This window comes from Paenibacillus ehimensis NBRC 15659, from assembly GCF_004000785.1.
GTDB lineage: Bacteria > Bacillota > Bacilli > Paenibacillales > NBRC-103111 > Paenibacillus_G > Paenibacillus_G ehimensis.
On sequence record NZ_BILX01000013.1, the window covers coordinates 40,925 to 64,694 of the forward strand.

At 55.0% G+C, this 23,770-nt stretch carries 23 protein-coding genes and 1 pseudogene; 9 read left to right on the top strand and 15 right to left on the bottom strand.

Annotated elements, in window-relative coordinates; genetic code table 11:
- The 15 genes and pseudogenes from PEH01S_RS10125 to PEH01S_RS10190 form a co-directional block, all read right to left on the bottom strand.
- Nucleotides 1-689, bottom strand: a pseudogene (locus PEH01S_RS10125) (response regulator).
- Nucleotides 658-1,299, bottom strand: coding sequence for a DedA family protein (locus PEH01S_RS10130; protein ID WP_127485212.1), 642 nt, complete (start codon nucleotides 1,297-1,299; stop codon nucleotides 658-660). The pseudogene PEH01S_RS10125 and the gene PEH01S_RS10130 overlap by 32 nt, the downstream one beginning before the upstream one ends.
- A complete protein-coding gene (locus PEH01S_RS10135) occupies nucleotides 1,296-1,880 on the bottom strand; it encodes a class I SAM-dependent methyltransferase (RefSeq protein ID WP_127485214.1) in 585 nt (194 codons plus the stop codon). Before PEH01S_RS10135 ends, PEH01S_RS10130 begins: the two co-directional genes overlap by 4 nt.
- A 247-nt stretch (nucleotides 1,881-2,127) precedes the next feature.
- Nucleotides 2,128-2,589 (bottom strand): large conductance mechanosensitive channel protein MscL, encoded by a 462-nt coding sequence (mscL, locus tag PEH01S_RS10140; protein WP_174807121.1) that lies wholly within the window; start codon nucleotides 2,587-2,589, stop codon nucleotides 2,128-2,130.
- 166 nt (nucleotides 2,590-2,755) lie between these two features.
- A complete protein-coding gene (locus PEH01S_RS10145; RefSeq protein ID WP_025849702.1) occupies nucleotides 2,756-3,397 on the bottom strand; it encodes a YcnI family copper-binding membrane protein in 642 nt (213 codons plus the stop codon).
- 87 nt (nucleotides 3,398-3,484) lie between these two features.
- Complete coding sequence (locus tag PEH01S_RS10150) at nucleotides 3,485-4,159, bottom strand: response regulator (RefSeq protein ID WP_025849703.1); 675 nt, start codon at nucleotides 4,157-4,159, stop codon at nucleotides 3,485-3,487.
- The gene (locus PEH01S_RS10155; protein ID WP_025849704.1) at nucleotides 4,159-4,974 is read right to left on the bottom strand and encodes a sensor histidine kinase; all 816 of its coding nucleotides are present in this window, start codon (nucleotides 4,972-4,974) and stop codon (nucleotides 4,159-4,161) included. Before PEH01S_RS10155 ends, PEH01S_RS10150 begins: the two co-directional genes overlap by 1 nt.
- Nucleotides 4,975-5,404: 430 nt before the next feature.
- Nucleotides 5,405-5,518, bottom strand: a complete 114-nt coding sequence (locus PEH01S_RS36135; protein WP_407669429.1) for a putative holin-like toxin — start codon at nucleotides 5,516-5,518, stop codon at nucleotides 5,405-5,407.
- Between the two features lie 306 nt (nucleotides 5,519-5,824).
- Nucleotides 5,825-6,775, bottom strand: coding sequence for a ribose ABC transporter substrate-binding protein RbsB (gene rbsB / locus PEH01S_RS10160; protein WP_025849705.1), 951 nt, complete (start codon nucleotides 6,773-6,775; stop codon nucleotides 5,825-5,827).
- A gap of 23 nt (nucleotides 6,776-6,798) precedes the next feature.
- Nucleotides 6,799-7,752 (bottom strand): ABC transporter permease, encoded by a 954-nt coding sequence (locus PEH01S_RS10165; protein ID WP_025849706.1) that lies wholly within the window; start codon nucleotides 7,750-7,752, stop codon nucleotides 6,799-6,801.
- Entirely contained in the window at nucleotides 7,724-9,250 is a 1,527-nt protein-coding gene (locus PEH01S_RS10170) for a sugar ABC transporter ATP-binding protein (protein WP_127485218.1), read from the bottom strand. Before PEH01S_RS10170 ends, PEH01S_RS10165 begins: the two co-directional genes overlap by 29 nt.
- 16 nt (nucleotides 9,251-9,266) lie before the next feature.
- Entirely contained in the window at nucleotides 9,267-9,662 is a 396-nt protein-coding gene (rbsD, locus tag PEH01S_RS10175) for a D-ribose pyranase (RefSeq protein ID WP_025849708.1), read from the bottom strand.
- Nucleotides 9,663-9,678: 16 nt separating this feature from the next.
- Entirely contained in the window at nucleotides 9,679-10,593 is a 915-nt protein-coding gene (rbsK, locus tag PEH01S_RS10180) for a ribokinase (RefSeq protein WP_127485220.1), read from the bottom strand.
- The gene (locus tag PEH01S_RS10185) at nucleotides 10,580-11,593 is read right to left on the bottom strand and encodes a LacI family DNA-binding transcriptional regulator (protein WP_025849710.1); all 1,014 of its coding nucleotides are present in this window, start codon (nucleotides 11,591-11,593) and stop codon (nucleotides 10,580-10,582) included. The genes rbsK and PEH01S_RS10185 overlap by 14 nt, the downstream gene beginning before the upstream one ends.
- Before the next feature lie 310 nt (nucleotides 11,594-11,903).
- Nucleotides 11,904-12,473 (bottom strand): collagen-like protein, encoded by a 570-nt coding sequence (locus PEH01S_RS10190; RefSeq protein WP_127485222.1) that lies wholly within the window; start codon nucleotides 12,471-12,473, stop codon nucleotides 11,904-11,906.
- A 215-nt stretch (nucleotides 12,474-12,688) separates the two neighbouring features.
- Between PEH01S_RS10190 and PEH01S_RS10195 the strand changes: the two genes are divergently transcribed.
- The 9 genes from PEH01S_RS10195 to PEH01S_RS10235 all read left to right on the top strand — a co-directional run bounded on the left by PEH01S_RS10195 (nucleotide 12,689) and on the right by PEH01S_RS10235 (nucleotide 23,708).
- Complete coding sequence (locus PEH01S_RS10195; protein WP_127485224.1) at nucleotides 12,689-13,729, top strand: YheC/YheD family endospore coat-associated protein; 1,041 nt, start codon at nucleotides 12,689-12,691, stop codon at nucleotides 13,727-13,729.
- A 257-nt stretch (nucleotides 13,730-13,986) separates the two neighbouring features.
- Nucleotides 13,987-15,153 carry a glycosyltransferase family 4 protein gene (locus PEH01S_RS10200; protein WP_127485226.1) on the top strand — a complete coding sequence of 389 codons (1,167 nt, stop codon included), beginning with the start codon at nucleotides 13,987-13,989 and terminating at the stop codon, nucleotides 15,151-15,153.
- 103 nt (nucleotides 15,154-15,256) lie between these two features.
- Complete coding sequence (locus tag PEH01S_RS10205) at nucleotides 15,257-16,270, top strand: mannose-1-phosphate guanylyltransferase (protein ID WP_036713932.1); 1,014 nt, start codon at nucleotides 15,257-15,259, stop codon at nucleotides 16,268-16,270.
- 17 nt (nucleotides 16,271-16,287) lie between these two features.
- On the top strand, nucleotides 16,288-17,232 hold the full coding sequence (locus tag PEH01S_RS10210) for a GDP-mannose 4,6-dehydratase (protein WP_025849714.1): 945 nt from the start codon (nucleotides 16,288-16,290) through the stop codon (nucleotides 17,230-17,232).
- 38 nt (nucleotides 17,233-17,270) lie between these two features.
- Nucleotides 17,271-18,635 carry a glycosyltransferase family 4 protein gene (locus PEH01S_RS10215; RefSeq protein WP_127485228.1) on the top strand — a complete coding sequence of 455 codons (1,365 nt, stop codon included), beginning with the start codon at nucleotides 17,271-17,273 and terminating at the stop codon, nucleotides 18,633-18,635.
- A 36-nt stretch (nucleotides 18,636-18,671) separates the two neighbouring features.
- On the top strand, nucleotides 18,672-20,387 hold the full coding sequence (locus tag PEH01S_RS10220) for a DUF4214 domain-containing protein (protein WP_164827766.1): 1,716 nt from the start codon (nucleotides 18,672-18,674) through the stop codon (nucleotides 20,385-20,387).
- A 36-nt stretch (nucleotides 20,388-20,423) separates the two neighbouring features.
- A complete protein-coding gene (locus PEH01S_RS10225) occupies nucleotides 20,424-21,062 on the top strand; it encodes an acetyltransferase (protein ID WP_025849717.1) in 639 nt (212 codons plus the stop codon).
- 220 nt (nucleotides 21,063-21,282) lie between these two features.
- Complete coding sequence (locus PEH01S_RS10230) at nucleotides 21,283-21,813, top strand: class I SAM-dependent methyltransferase (RefSeq protein WP_127485306.1); 531 nt, start codon at nucleotides 21,283-21,285, stop codon at nucleotides 21,811-21,813.
- 293 nt (nucleotides 21,814-22,106) lie between these two features.
- Nucleotides 22,107-23,708: an alkaline phosphatase family protein gene (locus tag PEH01S_RS10235; RefSeq protein WP_127485232.1), complete on the top strand. Its 1,602-nt coding sequence runs from the start codon at nucleotides 22,107-22,109 to the stop codon at nucleotides 23,706-23,708.
- Nucleotides 23,709-23,770 lie beyond the last annotated feature (62 nt).

Sequence of the window (23,770 nt, forward strand, 5' to 3'; positions counted from 1 at the left end):
CTACTCAATTTTATAACCCACTCCCCATACGGTTTTAATATACCGGGGTTCCCGGGGGATGTCTTCGAGCTTTTCCCGGAGATTTCGGATATGTACCATTACCGTGTTATCGGAATGAAAAGCGCCTTCTTTCCAGACGTGCTCGTAGATCGCATCAACGGAGAATACCTGGCCCCGATTTTTCGCCAGCAGAGCCAATATCGCGAATTCGATCGGCGTGAGATTAACCTTTTTGCCGCGAACCGTTACCAAATGACGGGCCGGATCAACGACGAGGTCGCCGACCTCCATCCGGCCGCGTTCCGCTTTCTTGCCGATCATGTGCTGCCGTCTCAGACAGGCCTTGACCCGGGCGACCAGCTCCAGCGGGTTAAACGGTTTCACGACGTAGTCGTCCGCGCCCATGGACAAGCCGGTGATTTTGTCCAGATCCTCGCCCTTGGCCGACAGCATAATGATAGGAACCTCGCTCATCTCCCGGATTTTCATGCATGCGCGAATGCCGTCCATCCGGGGCATCATAATATCCAAAATGATGAGGTCGAGCTTTCCCGTTTAGCCAGCTCCAGGGCCTCTACTCCGTCCTCGGCTTCCAGTACGCGGTAGCCTTCGTTCCGCAAATAAATTTGAATGATATCCCGGATATCCGGATCGTCATCAGCTACCAATACGCTGTTCGCCTGCTCCAATCGACTCGCCCTCCTGCCATTTTTTGCGCTGCGCGAGCTTGAAAACAATCCATGCCGCGACAAGCAAAAGCGGAATCCACAGCAGCTTGAGCCCGTAGCTGTAAATAAGCATGCCGATTTCTTGGGCGTGACCGGCCGTCAGCCGTCCGATGAAGAAAAAAGCGAAAGTCCATACGAAGCCTGTCGTGTAGGAAAGGAGAGCGTAGCGGCGGAAGGACATTTTGTTCATTCCTACGAGATAAGGCAGGACGTGACGGACAACGGGGAAAAAATAGCTGATCACCAAGGCCAGACTGCCGTATTTTTGATTCAGTCTTTCCGATAGCTCTATGGCTTTATCTATTTTCTTCTTTTTGCGGAGACGCTCCAATACCGGCGTGCCTGCATACCGGCCGAGCACGTATCCGAGCGATAATCCCGATACGACGCCGAGATAGGTTACTAGAAAAGCGGGAACCGGATGCAGCAGGCCGCTGGCCGTTACTGCGCCTCCGGTCATCACGACGACTTCATCGGGAATCGGCATTCCGACAATCCCAAGCCACAAGGCGAAGAACAAAGCCAAATACCCGAACTGCCCGATCCACAGCATCAGCGTATCGTAGGTCATTGGGGCGTTCCTCCCGGCTTCCGGCACACATATACGAATGCAGGAGGAAAGTTAAACGGAACGAAGCGGATCGTCTCAATGTCAAAGTACTGCTCAAGCTGGGGCTTCATTTGCAGCGAATATTGAAAGGCGATGAAGCGGCCGCCCGGCTTAAGGGACGATGTGATTTGCTCAATCAGCCGGTCGCGCAATTTTTGCGGGAAATTATAGAACGGCAGGCCGCTGATGACGGCATCCAAGCCCTCGATCCCCTGCTGGTCCAGCACCTGCCCCATACTGCAGGCGTCGGCATGACAGGAGAACTCCGGGAACCGTACTTCCAGCTGCTCCCTCAGCGTCTGCTCCTTTTCAAACAGCAGCACCTTCGTCTTCAGCCCCTTGGCTTGCCGGATGAACCGGGTTAAAGCGCCTGTTCCGGCTCCGAGTTCCGCAACAACCTGCGCTTGAGCCCACGGTACAGGCTTGGTCATCGCCCGGGCCAAAAATCTGGAGCTGGGCGTTACGCTGCCCATTTCTTTCGGAGATTGAAAAAATTTATTTAAAAAAAGCACCTTTTCTTGAACGTTGGCATGAAAACTCATGATTGCCTTGCCCTCCTTGTTGCTCTAAATTTAACCAATTAGACACGGTTCGAACCTGTACCCCATTTGATTTACTAGTAAAACGAATGTAAGAGTCGGTTTGTTTCGTCCAATGGGATTTGATGTACTTAGGATATCCAAAATATCTTTAGAACAAATGGAGGTTTTTCTGAATAATTTCTTAAGAAAAAAGCCAGGCTCCATAAGGTTGCAAGCAGGAGCACAGGCTGTCTGAGCTGTAAGGGGGCTAAGCGCGTTCCGCAGCCGGGGCTTCGAGAACGGCGGTGCAGTATTTGCAGCGGGATGCTTTTTTGGGGATTTCGGACAAGCATTCCGGACATTCCTTCATGTTTTCTTTCGGGTCGGGCTTGGCCTCTTCTTTGCGGCGGAACCGGTTGATCTGCTTGACGGCGATAAAAATAACGAACGAGACGATCAGAAAATCGAGCAGCGTGCTGAGGAACAATCCGTAGTTGAATGTTGCTGCTCCTACATTCTTAGCATCTTTAAGCGTCGCGTAGGACTTCCCATCCAAGCTAATAAATAAATCCGTGAAATTCACCTTGCCGAGCAGCAGCCCGATCGGAGGCATGACCAGATCGTTGACGATCGACGTAACGACCTTGCCGAAAGCGCCTCCGATAATGACCCCGATCGCCAGATCGATCATATTTCCTTTAATCGCAAACTCTTTAAACTCTTTCAAAATTTTTGACGGCATCCTGCGGCTGTCTCCTTTTTTGACGTGGTGTAATTAGAATGGCGTTTTCACCAGTTTAACTGTTTTGCGGGGGAAAAGACAAGCCAAAAAGCCCATTTCCTATCGGGACGATGGAAACGGGCCTTGCCAAATAGCGGTCTGATTCGCCGACAGGCTAGGCTTTTCTCCGCATCAGCGAAACGATCAGCGCTGCGGCTCCCAGCACGACGGCCGCAATGGACAAATACAGCGGCGTTTGGGACGCGGCAGGAGCTTCGGCCGCAGCTTTATCTCCGGCTGGGGCGGCAGGCGAGGTCGTATGGCCGTGGCTGTCCGTTCCGGCTCCGGCCGGTTTCGCGTTCACCTTCGTCACGGAAGCCGGTTTGTCCGAGCCGTCTGCGCCGACCCATTCGACGACACTGCCGTCTTTGTAGGTCTGGTACGCCTTCCACGTAATCGCGGTCGCGGTATCGGCTACTTTCCCCTGCATGTAGAACTCACCGAATTCCGTAGCGCCCAAGCCTTCGCCGGTAGCGGTCCAGACCACGCCGGTAATTTTATTGTTCGCATCCTTCGTCAGCTCGTATTTCCAGCCCGGCTTCGGCTCGAAGCGGGAGATCGATACGGCGTCGAGCGGAAACTTCACTTCGACTTTGACCGTCGGAATCTCTTTCTCCGTCGGCACCCGAACGGCAAATTTCTCATAGCTTCCCTGCGTCGTCTCTTTCGGCAGCACCGTCACATGCGCGCTGGCGAAGCCTCCTCCAAGCATGGAAGCGAGCAGTCCGAGCGCGAGCGCAAAATGCCATTTTTTCATAAATAAAAGCCCCTTTCTCTTTAAGCAGTCAGTTTATCCTACTGTACTGTATCGTAAACCGCTTAAGGAAAGAATGGCTCGACCGGGCTATTTTCCCCCTTGTTTTTGTCCGATCTGTGTCAATCCGTGACGTACCGCATAAGCGGTCAGCTGCACCCGATTGTCGAGCGACAGCTTGGATAAAATGTTCTTGATATGGTTCTTGACCGTGTTCTCCGTAATCACCAGCGTCTCGGCGATCTGGCGGTTGCTCTGCCCGCTGGCGACGCAGCTCAGGATCTCGCATTCGCGCTGGGAGAGCACACCCGGCCCGATGTCGCTGGCCGCGGATTCGCCGGCCGAACGGAACGAATGAAACAGCCGGTCCGCCATGCCACGGGAAATTTCGCTGTTCTCGTCGAGCAATCCGCGCAAGTAGGCGATCCAATCGTCGGGGTCCATATTTTTGAGCAGATAGCCCTGCGCCCCATGCCTTACGGCCGTGAACAGGTCGGCCACATCGTCGGACACCGTAAGCATGACGATGCGGATGTGCGGATACTGCTGTTTAATCCGTTTGGTCGCTTCAAGGCCGCTCATGCCCGGCATCTGAATGTCCATCAGCACCAGATCCGGCAGCAGCCGGCCGCACAGCTCGACGGCCTCGTCGCCGCTGCAGGCTTCCCCGATCCATTCGAAGCCGTCCTCCCCGTCGATCAGCGTGCGGATGGCGCGCCGCGCTAACGGATGATCGTCGGCAATCAGCACCCGGTAATTCATCATCACAGCTTCACCTCCCGCAGCGGTCCGGTAACGATCAGTTCCAGCCCCTGCCCTTCCTTTGCCCGGATTTCCAGCTCCGCGCCCAGCTCCTGCGCCCGTTTGCGCATAATCGATACCCCGTACCGGTTCGGCCGCTGTCCGGTATCGCCCTCCATGCCTTTGCCGTCGTCGGCAATGCGCAGCCTCCAGCTCCGCCCGTCCTGCGTCGGGCCAAGCTCGACCTCCGCGTGATCGGCGTAGGAGTGCTTGCGGATGTTGGTGAACGCCTCCCGGATAATGGAAAACAGCGGCACCTCCGCGGACGGCGATATGCCTTCCTCCGGAACCGTAATGCTGTGGCTGACGGCAATGCCGCTCATGCCGCTCCATTCCTCCAGCCACGTTCGCAGGCGCGAGCCGAAATCGGCTCCCTCCTCCGGCGCCGTCCGCAGGTTGAAGATCGCCTGCCGCAGATGGTGGTCAATCTCGGAAACGGCCGAGCGGGCCTCCTCGATCTGCCCTTTCTTCAGCTGCACGTTCAGGAAAAACAAAATTTGCGCGATATTGTCATGCAGCTCCTGAGCGAGCCGTTCGCGCTCCTCATATACCGCCCGTTTCGATTGCTCGACGGTCAGCTTCGCGTTCATGGCCTCGATCCGGTTGAACATCCAGTTGCCGAACAAAAACGACAGCAGCAGCGTAAGCAGCGTCATGTAGAAATTGCCCGTCTCCATGGACAGCACGTCCAGCAGGAAGTCGTGGCGTATATACTCGAACCCTCCGATGACCAGAGGCGGGAGCAGAATCGTCAATATTTTTAGCTTGCGCATCGACATAAAAGCATTCCATCGCCTTTCTTCCTATAATATTCTGCCGCCGTTCCGTATCCATTATATACCGAATGCGCCGCAAGCTTCGAGACAAATTCGCCGGAATGTTAAGCCGGATGAAATAAAATAAATAAAAGAGCCCACGGACCGAACCCCAGGACTCCTTCAATATTCAGTTTATGGTTTAGAAATGTATTCAGTATAATGCACAGAAATATATTCAAAGGTATTGTCAATACCATAAAACAGGAGTAAAATGAAATGTAGTACTTTCTTTGGCACTAACAATTGAAATTAAAGCACATACTAAAAAGGGAATGCAGATGCCGTTAACATCTAACATTCCCCTCACGTATCACAATAGCCGCTTTTAAGGGCGGATGGCTTCAAAGGGTATGCCGAAGAATAGACCGTTTACCTTTGCGAGAGGGGCGGTCTATTTCTTTTTCTGCGAAAGTTCGATGATCTTTATTATCAGCGTCAGCAGAGCAATTAAAAGTCCACTTGAGCTAATAAGTATAATCATAACGTCTTTCACGTCCATTGGCATCACCTCCCTTCCGAGAGGTTAGCCGACCGCCCATAAAGCCATTCCATTGTGATTGGATTATTATACCATGAAATAGAATGGATGAATACATTCAGAGTCGAATACGGCTTTTCAACGAAAATGTTCAAGAGTTAGGCTTATCAACTTACTAGCTCTGAGGGGTTTTTCCTTCATCGCTCGTTTTAAGCAATCCAATGTCTATATTTTACTCAAAAATAAAGAGGACGACCCGCGGCTTTTGTTCATTCCGCTCCGGGGATCGTCCTCTTTCCGTATAAAGCGTTTCTATTAGCTTAATGCTATGACTTACTTTTTCGTAATCAGCTCCAGATCGACAGGGATCGAAGCTTCTACTTTCTCGCCTTTCGATACCTTCACGGCCGTTTTTACGGCCATATCTCCGATGGCGGCCGGCTTCTGCGCTACCGTTGCGGCCATTTTACCGTCGTTTACGGCTTTCACCGCGTCGTCGGTTGCATCGAAGCCGACGACAACGATGTTTTTGCCGGAGGCTTGAATCGCTTGCAGCGCGCCCAGCGCCATCTCGTCGTTGTGGGCGAATACGGCTGCAATGTCCTTGTTCCCTTGCAGGATGTTTTCCATGACGGAGAGCCCTTTCGCCCGGTCGAAGTCGGCAGGCTGGGAAGCGACCACTTTCACGCCGTCTTTGCCGTCTACGGCATTATGGAAGCCTTTGCCGCGGTCGCGGGCTGCGGAAGTTCCGGCGATGCCTTGCAGCTCGACAAGGTTCCCTTTGCCGCCGATCGCTTTGAGGATGAAGTCACCGGCCATTTGTCCGCCCTTGACGTTGTCGGATGCGATATGGGAGACGACTTGACCGCCGTTCGCCGCGCGGTCGATGGTGATGACCGGAATGTTCGCTTTGTTGGCCGCCTCCACCGCCGTAATGACCGCCACGCTGTCGGTCGGATTGATCAGAATGACGTTTACTTTTTTCTGGATCAGATCCTCAATGCCGCTGATTTGCTTCGAAGTGTCGTTCTGCGCGTCGACAACGACCAGCTCGGCTCCGGCTTCCTTCGCTGCTTTCTCGGCGCCTTCTTTCAACGTCACGAAGAACGGATTGTTAAGCGTGGAGATGGAGAGACCGATAGTGGCCTTGCCGGAGGCGGCGCCTCCCTCTTTCTTCGGCTCGGCCGTCTTGGCTCCGCCCTCCAGATTGGACTTGGTGGAGCAGCCGGCGGCTGCCATGACGAATACCAGCAGGAGCGACAAAACCATGTACATTTTTTTCATGTGACTTTTCCCCTTTGCTTTTTTTATTTTGCGGCTTTGGAACGGTCCAGCAGCACCGCGACCAAGATGACGGCGCCCTTCACGACAAGCTGATAAAACGATGATACGTTCAGCAGGTTCAGACCGTTGTCCAATACGCCTATGATCATGGCGCCGATCAGCGTCCCCACCAGCCAGCCCCGTCCGCCGGATAAGCTCGTTCCTCCGAGGACAACCGCGGCAATCGCATCCAGCTCGTAGGAGGTGCCTGCCGTCGGCTGCGCGGAGTTGAGTCTGGAGGTGAGTATAATTCCGCTTAACGCCGCCAATAATCCGCTTACCGAATAAACCATGATTTTGATTCTGGAGGTGTTGATCCCCGAGAGCCAAGTCGCTTCCTCGTTGCTGCCCAGCGCATAGACGCGCCGCCCGAAGGTCGTATATTTCAATATAATGAACAGGATGACAAAGGTCAGAATCATCCAGACGATCGGCATCGGAATTTCGAGAAAGTACCCTTTCCCGATGATGGCGAAATCCTCATGCAGTCCCGTAATCGGCCGGCCCTGCGTATAGACGAGCGTCAAGCCGCGGTAGACGGTCATGGTCGCCAAGGTGGCGATGAAAGGGGCGACCTTCCCTTTGGTGACCAGCAGGCCGTTGACGGCCCCGAATACCGCCCCGCAGCCGAGGCCGATCATAACCGCCAGCCACGGGTTCATGCCGGAGGCCATCATGCCCGCCGTAAACGCGCTGGACAGGGCCAGAACCGCTCCGACCGAGAGGTCGATCCCTCCGGTCAAAATAACGAACGTCATGCCGAACGCGATTAAGGCGTTGATGGAAATTTGCCGAAGCACGTTGAAGATGTTGGTGACGGTCAAAAAGTCGCTGTTGATCACCGATAAAACGACGACGATTAAGGCGAGTCCGAGCAGCGGACCCAGGCTGAACGCTTTGCCTGCCCGCTTACCGCCCGCTTTCGCTTCCGTTTGCATGATGCTTTCCTCCTCCTGTCGCGCAGTGCATAATGTTTTCCTGCGTGGCTTCCCCTCTCGCGAACTCTCCGGCAATCCGGCCTTCGTGCATCACCAGGATGCGGTCGCTCATGCCGAGGACCTCCGGGAGCTCCGACGAAATCATCAGGATGGCCACGCCCCGGGAGACCAATTGGTTCATCAAATCGTAGATCTCCTTCTTGGCGCCGATGTCCACCCCGCGGGTCGGCTCGTCCAAAATAAACACCTGCGGATTCGTTTCGAGCCATTTGCCGATCACGACCTTCTGCTGATTGCCTCCGCTCAGGGAGCCGACCTTCTGCTCGCCGTTGGGGGTCTTGATCAGCAATTGCGAGATGAGCCGTTCCGAGATGCCGGTTTCTTTGCTGCGGCTGACAAACCCGAACGAGGAAACGTCCTTCAAATTCGGCAGCGAAATGTTGTCCTTCACGGACAAGTTCAACAACAGCCCTTCGTCCTTGCGGTCCTCCGTGACCAGCGCGATACCCGCGCGGATCGCATCGACCGGCTTGCGGATGGCGACGGGCCGGCCGTTAACGCGGATCTCCCCTTGGCGGACCGGCGTCACCCCGAACAAGGCTTTGGCCAGCTCGGTCCGGCCGGCGCCCATCAGACCGGCGATGCCGACGATTTCCCCGCTGCGCACGGCGAAGGAAATGTCGTGCAGCTTGCCGGGCAGCGACAGGCCTTGGACCTCCAGCTTGGGATCGCCCACGGAAACGTCGATTTTCGGAAAGCGGTCCTTAATTTCCCGGCCTACCATCATTTTGACCAGCTTGTCGATATTCGTATCCGCTACGCGGTCCGTGCCTACCGTATGCCCGTCTCTCATGACGGTGACGCGGTCGCAGATGCGGAATATTTCCTCCATCCGGTGGGAGATGTAGATCATCCCGACGCCATTGGCTTTCAGCGATTCGATCACCGTAAAGAGCGCTTCGATCTCGCGGTCGGTCAGCGCCGCCGTCGGCTCGTCGAGCACGAGAATTTCCGCGTTCATAGAAAGCGCTTTAGCAATCTCGATCATTTGCTGCTGTCCGACGGACAGCTCGCCCGCCACGATGCCGGGATCGATGGACAGCCCGAGCTGGGACAAGAAGCGAACCGATTCCTGCCTCATTTTGCCCCAGTTGATCATCCCGCTCCGGCCGTAAGTAAATTCCCGTCCGAGAAAAATATTTTCCATCACCGTCAAATGCGGGATTAAGTTCAATTCCTGATGAATCATGGCAATGCCCAAGCTTTGCGCCATGGAAGGGGAAGCGATCTCGCAAGGCGTCCCCTTCAGGATCACGGTGCCGCCGTCTCTGCGGTGAATGCCGCCGAGAATTTTCATAAGCGTGGATTTACCCGCGCCGTTCTCCCCCATCAGCGCGTGCACTTCCCCGCCGGTCAGGTTGAACGTCACCTGATCCAGCACTCTGACGCCGGGGAAGCTTTTGCTGATGTCGTTCATTTCCAGCAGGTATGTCGTCATGACGGCCACTCCTTTCTTAAAAGATCACGCCGGCCTGCAGAACGATGTTCGCATAAGGTGTAAACTCGCCTGTCCGAATAACCGCTTTCGCTTCGTGCGTAAGCCTTTTCAATTGCTCGTGGCTGACCGTTCGAACCGGGATGCCCTTCATGACGGCTTCCAGCTCCCGCTTGAATTCCGGGCTGGCCCGCTCCATTTCGTCCGCGATGAACGAGGCCTCCACTTCCATTTCCTCAAGAACAACGGACAGCGTCTCCAGCAGGGAAGGCACGCCCTGCTTCAAGGCCAGATCGATCCGCCGCACATGGGAGGGAATCGGCAGCCCGCTGTCGCAGATGACGATCGTATCGGTATGGCCCAATTTGCTGATGACTTCGGAAATTTCGCTGTTGATGACTCCGGTTTTTTTCATGATGTGTCCCCTCCGCTCACCCGTTGAAATCGAGCACTTCCCGAAGCGTCGGCATCCCCGGCTGGGCGCCGAATTTCGTCACGGCGAGAGCCGAAACCTTGGCCGCAAACGATACGGCTTCCTCCAAGCTTTTGCCCTGTGCAATAGAATAGGCCAGCCCTGCGTTAAACGAATCTCCGGCCCCGGTCGTATCGACGACTTCCACTTTATAGCCGGGAACCCGGGTCAGCGCGCCTTCCTGCGCCATAAAGGCGGAGCCTTCCGAGCCGAGCGTCGTGATGACGTGCCGCGCGCCCATGCCGGCCAGCTCCCGCATCGCGGCTTCCAATTCGCCGCCCTCCGTGGCGTGTCCGGTCAGCAAAGCCAGTTCCGTCCGGTTCGGGGTAATGTAGTCGACGTTCCGCAGCAGTTCCTCCGGCAGCTTCTGTGCCGGGGCGGGGTTCAACACGACCGTCCGTCCGCAGGCCTTCGCCAGCCGGGCCGCATGCGCGACGGTATCCACGGGAATTTCCATCTGCAGCAGCACGATGTCCGCCGCGGCGATCGCTTCCCGGCAAGCGTCGATATCCGCAGGCAGCAGCGTATGATTCGCGCCCGGCAGGACGACGATACTGTTGTCCCCCTGACAAACGTAAATGCTGGCGACCCCAGTAGCCGCTTGCTCCGCGACCCGCACCGTATCCGTGCGCACGTTCTCGGCTTGCAGCGCCTGCAGCAGCTCTTGTCCGAAGCCGTCGGCTCCGACCGCGCCGATCATCGTTACTTGCGCACCGAGCCGCGCCGCCGCCACGGCCTGATTCGCGCCCTTTCCTCCGGGAAGAAACCGGATGCCGTGTCCGAGCATCGTCTCCCCCTGCTGCGGATAGCGGTCCGCTTCGATGACTATATCCATATTCAAGCTTCCGATAACAACGATTTTAGGAGCTTTCATGTCCGTTCCTCCTTAAGGTCGACTCTCTGGGCACGAGGGCGACGTCCAGCTCGTACGTCTGATCCGCCTCTAGCGTGCCTTCGATTTTCTTGATCAAGATCCGCGAGACGAGCGCGCCCATCTCATAGATCGGCTGGGCGACGGTCGTCAGCTCCGGCTGTGTAATCTCCGTCATGCCGATGCCGTCAAAGCCGCACACCGCCACTTGTCCGGGCACTTGAACGCCCATCCGGTGAAGCGCCTTGAGCGCGCCTACCGCCATCAGGTCGTTCCCGGCAAAAATCGCGTCCACATCGGGATGGCGCTCCATCAGCAGCTCCGTTGCCCGGATTCCGCCTTCGATCCGGAAGTCTCCCTGAACCATAAACGTCGGCGAATACCAGGCCAAATGCTTCACCGCTTCCTCATACCCGACCAGCCGCTCTTTGGCCGTAATGAACTCCTGCGGGCCGTAGATGTGGGCAATTTTCCGGCAGCCCATGCTTAGAAGATGCTCGACGGCCAGCTTCGCGCCTTCCCGGTTTTTGGAGCGGACCACGCTGCACGACTGCTTCGGCGGCACCCGGTCGAGACAGACGACGGGGATGCCTTTCTTGGTCATCTGCTCGACATCGGCGGAATCCAGCGTATTGGAAGCAAAAATAATGCCGTCGATATATTTTTTCTTCAGCACCTCAATATAGGACTTCTCTTTGACCCCTTCGTCATCGGAGTTGCACAAAATCACCGTATACCCGTACATCGAGGCGACATCCTCGACGGCCCGGGCCAGCTCCGGAAAAAAGGGGTTGGAAATGTCGGGGAGGATCAAGGCGATCGTGTTCGTCTTCTTGCCGGCCAATCCCCGGGCCACCGCATTCGGCTCGTAGTTCAGCGCTTCGATGGCCTTTTTGATTTTTTGCTCCGTTTCCACGTTCACATAGCCGCTTTTGTTCAAATACCTGGAAATCGTCGCAACGGACACGCCCGCCAGCTTGGCTACATCCCGAATGGTTGCCATTCTCCTTCACCCCTGCCATGTGGTACCGGTTACATATCAGTTAAAAAAAATTACCGAATGCTGCCATTGTTTTTATAAAATAATGATATTTCTCACTTGATTAAGCATGTGGTACCGGTTACATATAAAATATAGCACTCCGCGTTAAAGGAATCAACCTCTTTTTTGTGACAGATTGCCGAACGGCACGAGCCAAGCTCCACGATGCTGCATGGCAGCAAAAAGCGGCGTCCCGCTCTGCGCGGAAACGCCGCCGCTTCTCTACCTTGCGGGTGTCGGTAGGGTCTGGCAGCGAGCCTCAGACAACCCGTCAGGTCAGCTTCTCGATATAAAGCGACGCGCTTACCACCGGCGTGCCGCCTCCGATGGTGCTTTGCAGGGTCAGAGCGCCCATATTGTCAATCCGGTTCAACGTTAATACGCCGCCGGCCGTCAAGTTGGCGACGACCTGCCCCGTGTAAGGCTGGTTTCCTGCATTGGTGCCGTAGTTGCTGCACAGGACCAGGGTGGCCGGAGACGGACCGGCGCCGTCCGGATCGAAGAACAATCCGAATGCGCTGTTGCCCGGTGTCGGGAACACTTCCCAGTTGATATGATAAATGCCCGTTTCCAGAATGTTGATGGTTGAGGTCGGGGTGAAAGTAATGGCCGTACCATTGATGAGAGAATTGTTGAAGGTAACGGCCCCGCCTTGCGCACCCGGAGCTGCCGCTGCGGCTACGGTTTGGTCTACTGTGCTGCACAGAAAAGCAAATGCGGTGATCCTGGCCGGACCTTGGGGTCCTTGTAGACCCTGTGGTCCTTGTGCTCCCTGCGGTCCTTGTGCTCCCTGTGGACCCTGTGGTCCCGGAGGGCCTGGAGGGCCCGGTATTCTACCCATACATGTTCACTCTCCTTTTTGATTTCAAGAACAATGTACTCAATGCATCCGCCTTTAGACAGGGCGATTACCCTTAAATTCCCAAATTTATTTTTTTATTGCGATCGCCATGCAGACGCCTGTTTTTCGGCCGGGCTGTATTGTTGTCCATGCATTTCCGATGCGGCTACATACCTTGTTTACGACTCACTTTATAACCATAAAGGAGAAAGCGTATGAAAAAGAAACGCCGTACCGTCAGAACCGTCGGCATCATGGTCGCGAACCCCAAGCAGAGGAAGTATGTTCTGAGAAAATATCTTGCCTGCAAAACGCCCCATATGAGACTCGTCTGTTTCACGCCGTCCGAGATTGATTGGAAGCGGAAAAGCATCCTCGGCCTTCAGCGTTCGAACGGGAAGTGGGTACAGCGCCGGTTTCCTTTTCCCCAAGTCGTGTACAACCGCTGCTACCATATGAAAAAGACGACTCTCCAAAGGCTGGAGGCCATCATCGGGAGCAACAAATGCTTCAATCAACGCAACCAATTCAACAAATACGAGATCTATAAGCAGTTAAGCCAACCGCTCGCTTCTTATCTGCCCGAAACCGTGCTTTATGACCGAGAGTCTGCGGCACAGCTGCTGGAAACTTATAAAGTCATGTACGTGAAGCCTTGCTGCGGACATTTAGGGAAAGGGGTGTACCGCGTCGAGGTGAAGGAGTCGGGGGAGGTTCATCTTAGCCAGCATCATTTTTTGCCGGAATTTATCGCTGCAGACGTCCCGCAATGCCAAACGAAGCTAGACGAGCTTCTGGGGTCCACCCGTTACCTCATCCAGCAAGGGATCGATTTGCAGCAATGGAACGATCAGGTCTTCGATATCCGGGCGCTTGTTCAAAAAGACGAGTCGGGCGTATGGTCGGTAACGAACGTCGTCAGCCGGATCGCTCACAAGGGCTGCTTTAATACGAGCATCTGCGACAAGGTTTGTTTGTCCGAAGACGTGCTCCGCCATTTGTACCCGCAGGAGAAGGCGGACGCCATCCTTCAATCGATACGCGACACCAGTCTGCGCGCCGCGGAAACCGTAGAGTCGGGTACCGGCCGTCATCTGGGCGAGCTCAGCGTCGATTTTGCGTTGGACAACGGCGAGCGGCTGTGGATCATCGAAGTAAACGGCAAGCCGCAAAAAGATATTTATGACGAGCTTGGCGGTCAAGACGCGGTTTATCGGCGTCCGCTGCAATATGCGGCCTATTTGCATACCCATTGACCCTTTATGTTGGTCCAGTATATGGGTAGAAGCTTGGCAAGGTTACACGCCTTTTCTTGTGCGGTGAATATTTTTACGGCAACCTCCGGCGAACCTGTCATCCAGCGATGGCAGGTTTTCGTTTGTGCGAAATTAGGGTTTCGTCAAAATTATTCCGACTGGGACATACGTCGTGCCGATGAAGAGGCCTATCCCATATGTTAGTACATACGAAACCATGAACCTCACGAACTTTGCCCTCAAGGAGAGATCACGGAATGAAAATTTTGATATGGAGCTACATGTTCTCCATCGGAGGCGGAGGCAGGCTGCTGACGAATTTGGCAACGGCGCTTGCCCGTCAGCCGGGTGTGCATTACGTCCGGGTCGTCCTGTCGACTCAGACCGGCTTTAAAGACAGAGTCAATACGGCGCAGCATCCCAAAATCGACATTGTATACAGCGAAGAGGACATTCGGAATAACCCGAATCATCCCTACATTGCCGATTGCGACGTCGTGTACGTCTTTTGGCCGCATGGTCCGGCATTCGTCGACTTTCACAAGCCGACCGTCATCACGTTTCACGATGCCACCATTTTCGATTTCGTACCGCCGTTCACACCGGGATCGGCTATTCGCGAGCAATGGGATAAAGCCAAGGTCTGGCTGGAGAGAAGCACGCACATCGTCGTTTCCTCCGAGTATGTGAAGTCGAGACTCGTCGCGCATTTCGGCCCGGTCTGCCAATCCGCCTTCCTGATTCCGCACGCCATTTCACCGTCCAAATATTTCGAGAATCCGGCGCTGGATTCTGCGCTGGCCCAGAGCTTCCCCTTTCCTTATTTCATTTATCCGGCCAATACCTCTCCGCACAAAAACCACTACAATCTGCTGCTCGCCTACTCGCGCTTCTCCCGACGAAGCCGGCACCCGCTCCTTCTGATCGGCTACAATACGCAGATGCTAAGAAGCGTGCCTCCCTTCTGGCCGGAGCTGGCTTCGATTCCGACCTTGGTCTCGCTGATCAAAAGAACAGGGCTCCAGCTCGACAAAGACGTCTACCCGCTCGGGCTGGTGCAGGACCAGTTGGTCGCTCCGTTAATCAAGAATGCCTATGCCCTGATTATGCCGAGTCTTGCCGAGGGAGGCGGCAGCTATCCGGTGGAGGAGGCGCTCAGCATGGGAACGCCGGTTCTATGCTCGGACATCCCGGTCATGCGGGAGCATCTGGCGCGACGGAGCGCCGAAGTGGCCTGGTTTAACCCCGAATCGCCCGACGATATGACCCGCGCGATGGAGAGCTTTGCCGACAATTACGAGCGTTACAAGCAATCCGCGGTCCGGGGCATGAACGATCCGACGATCTCCTGGGACGATATTGCAAGTCATTACATCGCCGTATTTCATTCCGCCCATTATCATTATCGGGGGTTTTACTTGTAATTTGTACGAATGTACAGGGGACAGTCGACGTTCCGATGAACCGGCCCGCCCCAATATATTAATCGGAGGCGGAATGATCACCTGCATAAGGAGGATGAGACCGATGAAAATCATGATCATGGCCGGCGGACAAGGAACGAGATTTTGGCCGCGCAGCGTCAAATCGAAGCCGAAGCAATTCCTCTCCCTAACCTCCGAAGAAACCATGCTGCAGCAAACGTACCGCAGATTTCTCCAGTATGTGCCGGGCACGTCCATCTATGTCGTGACGACCAAGCAGTACAGCGGCATGGTTCGCGAGCAGCTTCCCGAGCTGAAGCCTGAACAAATCGTCATAGAGCCCGAACCGAAGGATACGGCTCCTTGCATCGCTTTGTCGGCTCTGCATTTTTTGCAAAAAGGCGAGGACGACGTTCTGGTGACGACCCCGTCCGATCAATACATTCCGGAAGGAAACAGCCTGTGGGAAGCGCTGAAGCAAGCGGAGATCGTGGCCAGGTCTGACCATTCGATCGTTACCTTGGGGATCGCGCCGACCCGGCCGGAAACCGGATACGGCTATATCGTGACGGAAGAGCCAACCGTAGAGGGACGGGCGCTTGCGGCGAAAGCCTTTATCGAGAAGCCCCCTTTGGAGCGGGCTAAGCAATTGATCGAGCAAAGAAACGTGTACTGGAACAGCGGCATTTTCATTTGGAAGCCCTCGACCATCGCCCACTATATGAGCCGCAGCCAAAAGGACATGTGGACGCTGCTCGAAGGCTGCGGCGGACAGTGGGAAGACGTCTATTCGCGCTTGCCCAAAATATCCGTCGATTACGCCATCCTGGAGAAAGCTTCGTCGATCTATACGATCCCCGTTCATTTCGAATGGGACGATATCGGCTCCTGGACCTCGCTGGAACGCGTGCACCAACCGGATGGCCAAGGAAACATCGTGATGGGAGACGCCTCCCCTCTCTATACGAGCAACAGCATCGTCTATACGGAGAACCTGAAGACCGTCGTCATCGGAGTCAAGGATTTAATCATCGTCTCGACCTCTGACGGCCTGCTCGTATGCGACAAAGCCCACGAGCAGCATATCCGGGACGCGCAGAAGTTTATGGAACGTTAAAGGAGGAGAACGAACTTATGAAGGTGCTTATTACCGGGATATCCGGCTTTGTCGGCAGCCATTTGGCGGAGTATCTGCTGCAGGAGCATGAAGTCGTAGGGACGATCCGCCAGCGGAGCCGGCTGGATCACATCAAGCATATAAAGGATATTCAATTGGTCGAATGCGAGCTGCGCGATCCTTTTTCCGTCGAAGCCCTGATCGCCAATGTGAAGCCCGACCGGATCTTTCATTTGGCCGCCCAAAGCTTCGTACCGACCTCCTGGAACTCTCCGGTCGATACGATCTACAACAATGCCGCCAGTCAAATCAACATCTTGGAAGCCGTCCGGCGGATCAAGCCCGACTGCAAAATCCAAATTGCCTGCTCCAGCGAGGAATACGGCCACGTCGAGCCTCACGAGGTGCCCATCAAGGAGACGAATCCGCTTCGGCCGCTCAGCCCGTATGCCGTCAGCAAAGTGACGCAGGAGTTTTTGGGCTATCAATATTTCAAAAGCTACGGCCTGCACACCGTCATCACCCGGACCTTCAATCATACGGGACCGCGCCGGGGAGAAAATTTCGTCTCTTCGAACTTCTCCAAGCAAATCGCCGATATCGAAAAAGGCAAGCAGCCTCCGGTCCTCTATGTCGGCAACCTGCAGGCCAAACGGGACTTTACGGACGTCCGGGATGTCGTCCGCGCGTACTGGCTGGCGCTGGAGAAAGGCGTTCCCGGCGAAACGTACAACATCGCTTCCGGCTCCTGCATCACGATCGAAGAGCTGCTTCAGCGGCTGCTTGCGCTCAGCTCGGTAAAAATCGAGGTCAAGGTCGATCCGGCCCGTCTGCGTCCGTCGGATGTGGAAATCTTGCTGGGGGACTACCGGAAATTCCATGAGACGACCGGCTGGAGACCGGAAATTCCTTTGGACCAAACGCTCAAAGATCTTCTGAACTATTGGCGCTCCTTCCCGTAAGGCGCCGGAAGATCCATTCCAGTCTGGAGATGAAAGACATGCGAAAGAAGAAAAACCGGCGCGCTTCGCGCCCTCGGAGCCAAAAACGGACCTTGTCCAAAGCCTCCAAGAGGCCGAAGCGCAAAAAAGCGCCGCAAGCTGCCGGAAAACGGGGCCGGAGAAGCCGTGCAGCTCTTCGACAGCATCGAAAAGGCGCGAGTCGCAAGCGAAAAAAGCGGCCCCCGCACCCCTCGTCCTTGTATCCCCGCCAACAAAAAGGCCCTGCAGTTCATCCCCCCCTGCCCGCGGCAGCCCCTCCCGCCACCGGAGTGAATTTAATCGGGTTAATCCGCGCCGAGACCGGCATCGGCGAATCCGGCCGCTTGGCCGCCCGGGCGCTGCAGACGACGAGGATTCCGTTCGGGGTATTGAACTGCCCCGTATTCGGAGACTACCGCAACGAAGATATGACGTGGGCGCACAAAGAAATGCAAGACCCCGCCTATAAAGTAAACATTTTCCACGTGAATGGGAACACGCTGAAGCATGTCGTCGACCACTTTGGCGCTTCCCTTCTGCATGGGCGCTATAATATCGGCTTCTGGCATTGGGAGCTTCCGGAGCTTCCCGATTTTTACGCCGAAGGCTTCCAGTTCCTGCAGGAGGTATGGGCGCCCTCGCAATATGTGGCGGCCAATATAGCCAAAAGGTCTCCGGTTCCCGTCATCCATATCCCGCATGGCATCGAGGTCACGTACGATGCGGCGATGAACCGGAGCCGCTTCGGCTTGCCGGACAACCGGTTTTTGTTCTGCTCCATGTACGACACGCAGAGCTTCAAGGAACGGAAAAATCCGCTTGCCGTCATTGAAGCGTTCAAGACGGCTTTCGGAAGGGACGATCCGTCGGCCGGTCTCGTCGTCAAAGTGAACAATGCGGGGATGAAGCCGGACGACATAGCCCTTCTGCATCGCGCGGCTGCCGGCTTCCCCCACATTATCATCATGGACCGCACGCTTTCGCGTCATGAAGTGAACGCCCTGATCGCCTGCACCGACTGCTTCGTCTCGCTGCACCGCGCCGAAGGCTTCGGTCTCGGCTTGGCGGAAGCCATGTACCTCGGCAAGCCGGTTATCGGCACGCACTGGTCCGGGAATACGGATTTCATGACCCCGGAAAACTCGTGTACGGTCGGGTACAAGCTCGTCCAAGTCGGAACGGACGCCGGGCCTTACGGCGCCCAGCAAGTATGGGCCGACCCCGACCTCGGCCAGGCGGCCGGGCATATGCGCAATCTGGTCCGGCATGCCGATTGGCGGAGCCGTATCGCTGCCGCCGGACAGCAGACGATCCGCAGCCGGTATTCGCCCTCCGCCGTCGGCCGGTTGATCGAGCACCGTCTGACCCATCTCGGCTTGCTGTAATGGAAAGGCAAATTCATGATAAGGGAGGTTTGTCGTATGGACATTATCCGATTAAGAGTAAGCAGCGCCCGCTTTACGGAAAAGCTGAAGCAGGCGCCGACGCTCCGCCTCATCGATATTTTGCGCAACCTGCTGCTGCTGGAAGGAGACGAGTTCATCTGGGAGCTGTACCGGCAGTTGTTTTTCCGTGATGCCGATCCGGAAGGCTTTCACTCGCATATGAACGGGCTGAACGCCGGCGTGCCGAAAACCAACTTCCTGCTCTGTTTCCTGCAAAGCAGCGAAGCCGAACGTCTGTACAGCCCGGCCCACTCTCCGGCAAAATTTCCCCATACGACGTTCATCGGTATTTTTCACCGGATTAATCATGTAACCGATGTAGAGTTTGTGTATTACTTATATCAAGACTTGCTGCTGCGCCAGCCCGATCTGCCGGGACTTGAAAGCCATCTGCATCATCTCTCGCTTGGCTTGCCCCGGGTCCGGCTGCTCTGCAGCTTTATCGAATCCGGGGAGTTTCAGGAGAAGATCCACGCCGTTCCGCCGTTAGCTGCGCCTCTGCTGCCTCCGGCGCATTCCTTCAAGCACATCGGCATGTTTCTCGGGTACCAGCCGAAGATTCATCTGGAAGGCGAAGGCATCGGGCGTTTTGTCGTCCGATTGACGGAAGGGCTGCTGTTGAACGCTCCGGACATCATGATTCACGTTGCGACGACGGAGCATAATTTTGCGGAAGTGGAGAAATTGTTCCAAGCCTTCGCCCCGCTCTATCCGAACCGGTTGTTTATGCACCATTTTCCAGACGTGCCCTGGTTGAACCGTCATCTCCCGGTTGACGTCTGGTTCGTGCCTTATGTAGGAATGGATATGGCCTTGCAGCTCGAACGTCCGGTTGTATTATGCATTCACGACCTCGTATACACCCATTTTCGGGAGCTGTACGTCCGCAAGCATGCGGAATTGGTTCAAGGCCTGGACACGATCGTCCATGCTATGGCGAACAAAGCGGCCAAGGTCGTCTTTAACTCGGTCTACGTTCAAAACTACGAGGGCCTCAGCTACTTGCAGCTCCCGCTTCATAAAACGCAGGTGATCCGATTGGCCGCCCCTGTGGAGGAATACCGCAACCTGGGACTGCTTGCCGAAGGAGCTTTTCGCAGCAAGTATCAATTGTACGGGGATTATCTTGTGTTCCCTTCCATCATCCGGGCGCACAAAAATCACGACCGGCTGTTGGAGGCTTTTCTGAATTACCGTCAATCCCCTGAAGGCCGGGCTTCCAAGCTTAAGCTCGTTTTGACGGATCATTACCGCCACAGACCGCTGGAACACGAAATCGCCGCCGTGCTGGGACGGTGCCGGGATTACGAAGCCTTGAACAGCATCGTTTACTTATCGAGGCTCCCGTCCGGCGACATGCCTTCGCTGTACAAATATGCATCGGGAACGATCGTGCCTACGCTTTTCGAAGGAAGCTGTCCCTTCCCGATTCTCGAATCTTTAACCGTCGATACGCCGGTAGCGATCAGCCGGATCGAGGTCGCCAGAGAAGTGATCAGCGATATGAACGCGTTCGTCACGTTCGATCCTTACTCGGTGCCCGAAATGACCGTCGCCATCGCTCAGCTTTACCAGAACCGCCATTCGTTGGTCTCCCAAGAGAAAGCCGCCATCTGGGGAACGCTGCAGCGCACGTGGTCCGACGTGGCGCAGGAATACTACCACATATTTCAAAGCCTTATCAACCGGTGATCGGACTCGGCTGAACAGCGAGGAGGTAGATTCCGCATGCCGACAAGACGCAAAGTGGTCGTTATCGGCGCCGGAGGGCATGCCAAGGTCGTGATCGATATGTTAAAGTCCGATCCTACGGTAGATCTTGCGGGCTGCACAACCAAGGCGCCTGGCACCGAAGTGTCGGGCATCCCTATCCTTGGCGACGATTCCGTACTGCAGTGCCTGTACGAGGAAGGCGTCCGGCACGCCTTTGTCGCCATCGGAGACAACCGGCTGCGCGAGAAGCTGTGCCGGCAGACGGCCGAGGCCGGCTTCGAGTTCGTCAATGCGATCAGCCCGCGCGCCTTTATTGCCGAATCGGCAACGCTCGGAAGCGGGATTGCCGTAATGGCCGGCGCCGTGATTCACGCCGATACGCATATCGGGGATTATGCAATCATCAATACGAACGCGTCGGTCGATCACGAATGCCGGATCGGCACCGCTTGCCATATCGCGCCGGGCTCGACCTTGTCCGGGAACGTGACGGTCGGTACGGGCACCCTGCTCGGAACGGGAACGAAGGTGATCGACGGCATCCGGATCGGGCAATGGTCCGTCGTCGGAGCCGGAGCGGCCGTTGTCCGCGACATTCCCGACCATTGCACGGCCGTCGGCGTTCCGGCGCGGGTGGTGAAACAAAGAAGCTAAAAGGCAAAGGACGCTTCCTCCCTCAGGCGGGATGAGGCGTCTTTGCTTTTTTGGAATTTGGACATGTTGCTGCTTGGATGATTTTTAGCCCTTTAGGTTAAATTATGTTTCGTGACTAAATCGAAAGTTGGTGAATTTCATTACGATTTCATTCTCACCCCGGCTTTATCACTGGTTTGTCCGGCCGAAATGGTTTACCAAAAAATATATTCACGACCACGTGCAATCTCATTTTACGTTCGAAGGGCGATCCGTCCTGGATTTCGGCTCGGGTACCGGGGCCAATTGCTCCATGTTCCATCCGTTATATTACATCGGGATGGACCCGGATGCCGGGAGAATTCGTTACGCGCAGCAATTGTTTCCCCAGCACCGGTTCCAGGTACTGGAAAACAATACGATTCCGTTTCCGCAGGAATCGGTCGATTACATTCTGATTATCGCCGTACTGCACCATATTTCTTCAGAGGAAATCTCCAGATACATGAAGGAATTTCAGCGTGTTCTTAAACCAAACGGAACGATCATCGTGATGGAGCCTTGCTTGTGCAAGAATAAACCTCTATGCAACAGGTTTATGAAATGGTACGACAAAGGGGAATATATTCGTAACGAAGTACAGTACCTGCAATTGTTTCAAGACCACGATTATGACTGTACGGTTCTCGAACGGTTCCGCAAATGCTTCTTATATCACGAGCTGTTTTTTTCGGCCAAGCCCAGATTGCAAAACAAAACCTCGCCCGAATAGGCGAGGTCAGATCCATTATCGGAATAACCGGAAGCCCCGTGCGCCTTGCAATAAGTTTCTGCGGCCGCCGTTGCGTCTTGCCACACCGTAGGCGACAGCTCCGCCTGCTGCCAGGGCCAGAAGCGACATCGTTGTCCATCTTCCAAACATTTTTCCATTCATAAGGATATAATCGCCCCTTAAGATCGTGATTGGTTAATGCCCTTAACCATGAGTAGTTTACGAAGGATTCGACAAAATCATTCGAATCAATATTTGGGTTCGGGAAACGTATCGAAAGAAAGGGGACCGGCATGAAAAGTAAACCTATCGTTTCCATTTTGCTGGCAGCAAGTTTAAGCCTGCCGATTACCGGTTGCAGCAAGGACCCCGGCCAACGAATAAATCAACAGAGCGTCAAGCCCTATTCGACGGCCAACCGGCATCCGAAACCGGTCCTGTTGATCGTTATCGATTCGCTCATGGACAAGCCGCTGCGCGAAGCGATTCAAAACGGCCGCGCTCCTGCCATGCAGTTTCTGCTTGCTCGCGGGCAATTCTTCCCTCAGATGGTGAGCTCTTTTCCCACCATGTCCGTGACGATCGACAGCACCTTGCTGACCGGGACATATGCAGACCGGCATCGGGTGCCAGGACTCGTATGGTACAGCGATCGCGAGAAAAGGATGATTTACTACGGAAACGGCTTCAAAGAAGCGTTTAAGATCAACCAGCCGCAAGTGCTGGTAGATGCCGTGTATCAGCTAAATCAGGTTCAATTAAGCAAAGAAACGAAAACGATTCATGAAGAACTGGCCGACCAAGGAAAAGACTCCGCGTCCATCAACGCGATTGTGTTTAGAGGAAAAACGGAGCATACGTTAAAAATCCCCCGCTTGGCCGCCTACAGCAAGCATGTGCCGGAGCAAATGACAATCACGGGACCAAAATGGTTTTCGTATGCGGCTTTTGCCCAGCTGGACCCCGTGAACAACCGACGAAATGTGCGTTTATGGAAAAAATACGGGATGAACGACGCGTTATCCGGACAGGATGCCGCCTTTTTGATTCAACAGGACAAGCTTCCAAGCGTAACGATCGTCTACTTTCCGGAGAATGATAACACCGTTCATCGCAAGGGCACGGCATATTGGGGCGGCATTGAAAAAGCGGACAAAGCGCTTCAGTCGATGCTTAACGCCTACGGTTCATGGGAACGGGCCGTAAACGAAGCCGTATGGATCGTCATGGGGGATAGCGCGCAGAGCGCTGTTGCGAAGGATCGGCAGGCGGCCACGGTCGAATTAAAACCGCTGCTGAACCGTTACCGCATTGCGAAAATCAATCAGCCCGTCAGTGCCGACGATCAGCTTGTAATTGCCTCCAACGAGCGGATGGCCTATATCTATGCCCTCGATGCCGCTGTGCCGTTAACCGATCTCGCAAAGCTGCTGCAAAATGAGGATAAGCTCGACATCATCGCCATGAAAGACGGCCAGCATGTCCGGGTAGCCTCGGGGAAAAGCGGGAAGCTGTTTTTTTATCGCCCCGGCGGCAAAGATACGGACGACTACGGGCAGTCGTGGACCCTGTCCGGCGAACCCGGACTCGTAGATCTGACGGCAGCGGGCAATCGGATCACCTATGGGAAATATCCTGACGTATTGGCAAGATTGTACGGGGCCGTACATTCTCATGAAGGCAGATACGTCGTCGTTACGGTGAAGCCCGGGTATGAGCTTGTCGGCGACAGCTCCCCGACCCATATCGGCGGCGGAGCTCACGGTTCGCTTCATGAACAAGATTCACTTGTCCCCTTGATGATATCGGGAACGGGCACGCGGCCCAGAACATTGCGAATCGTAGATATCAAAGACTGGATCCTCCAACTAGCTAACGGAAACAGCAATCAATAGAGTCGATAAGAGTCTAGCGGAATTTAACTATATTCAGATAATTGCCATGTTCGAATCCTCTT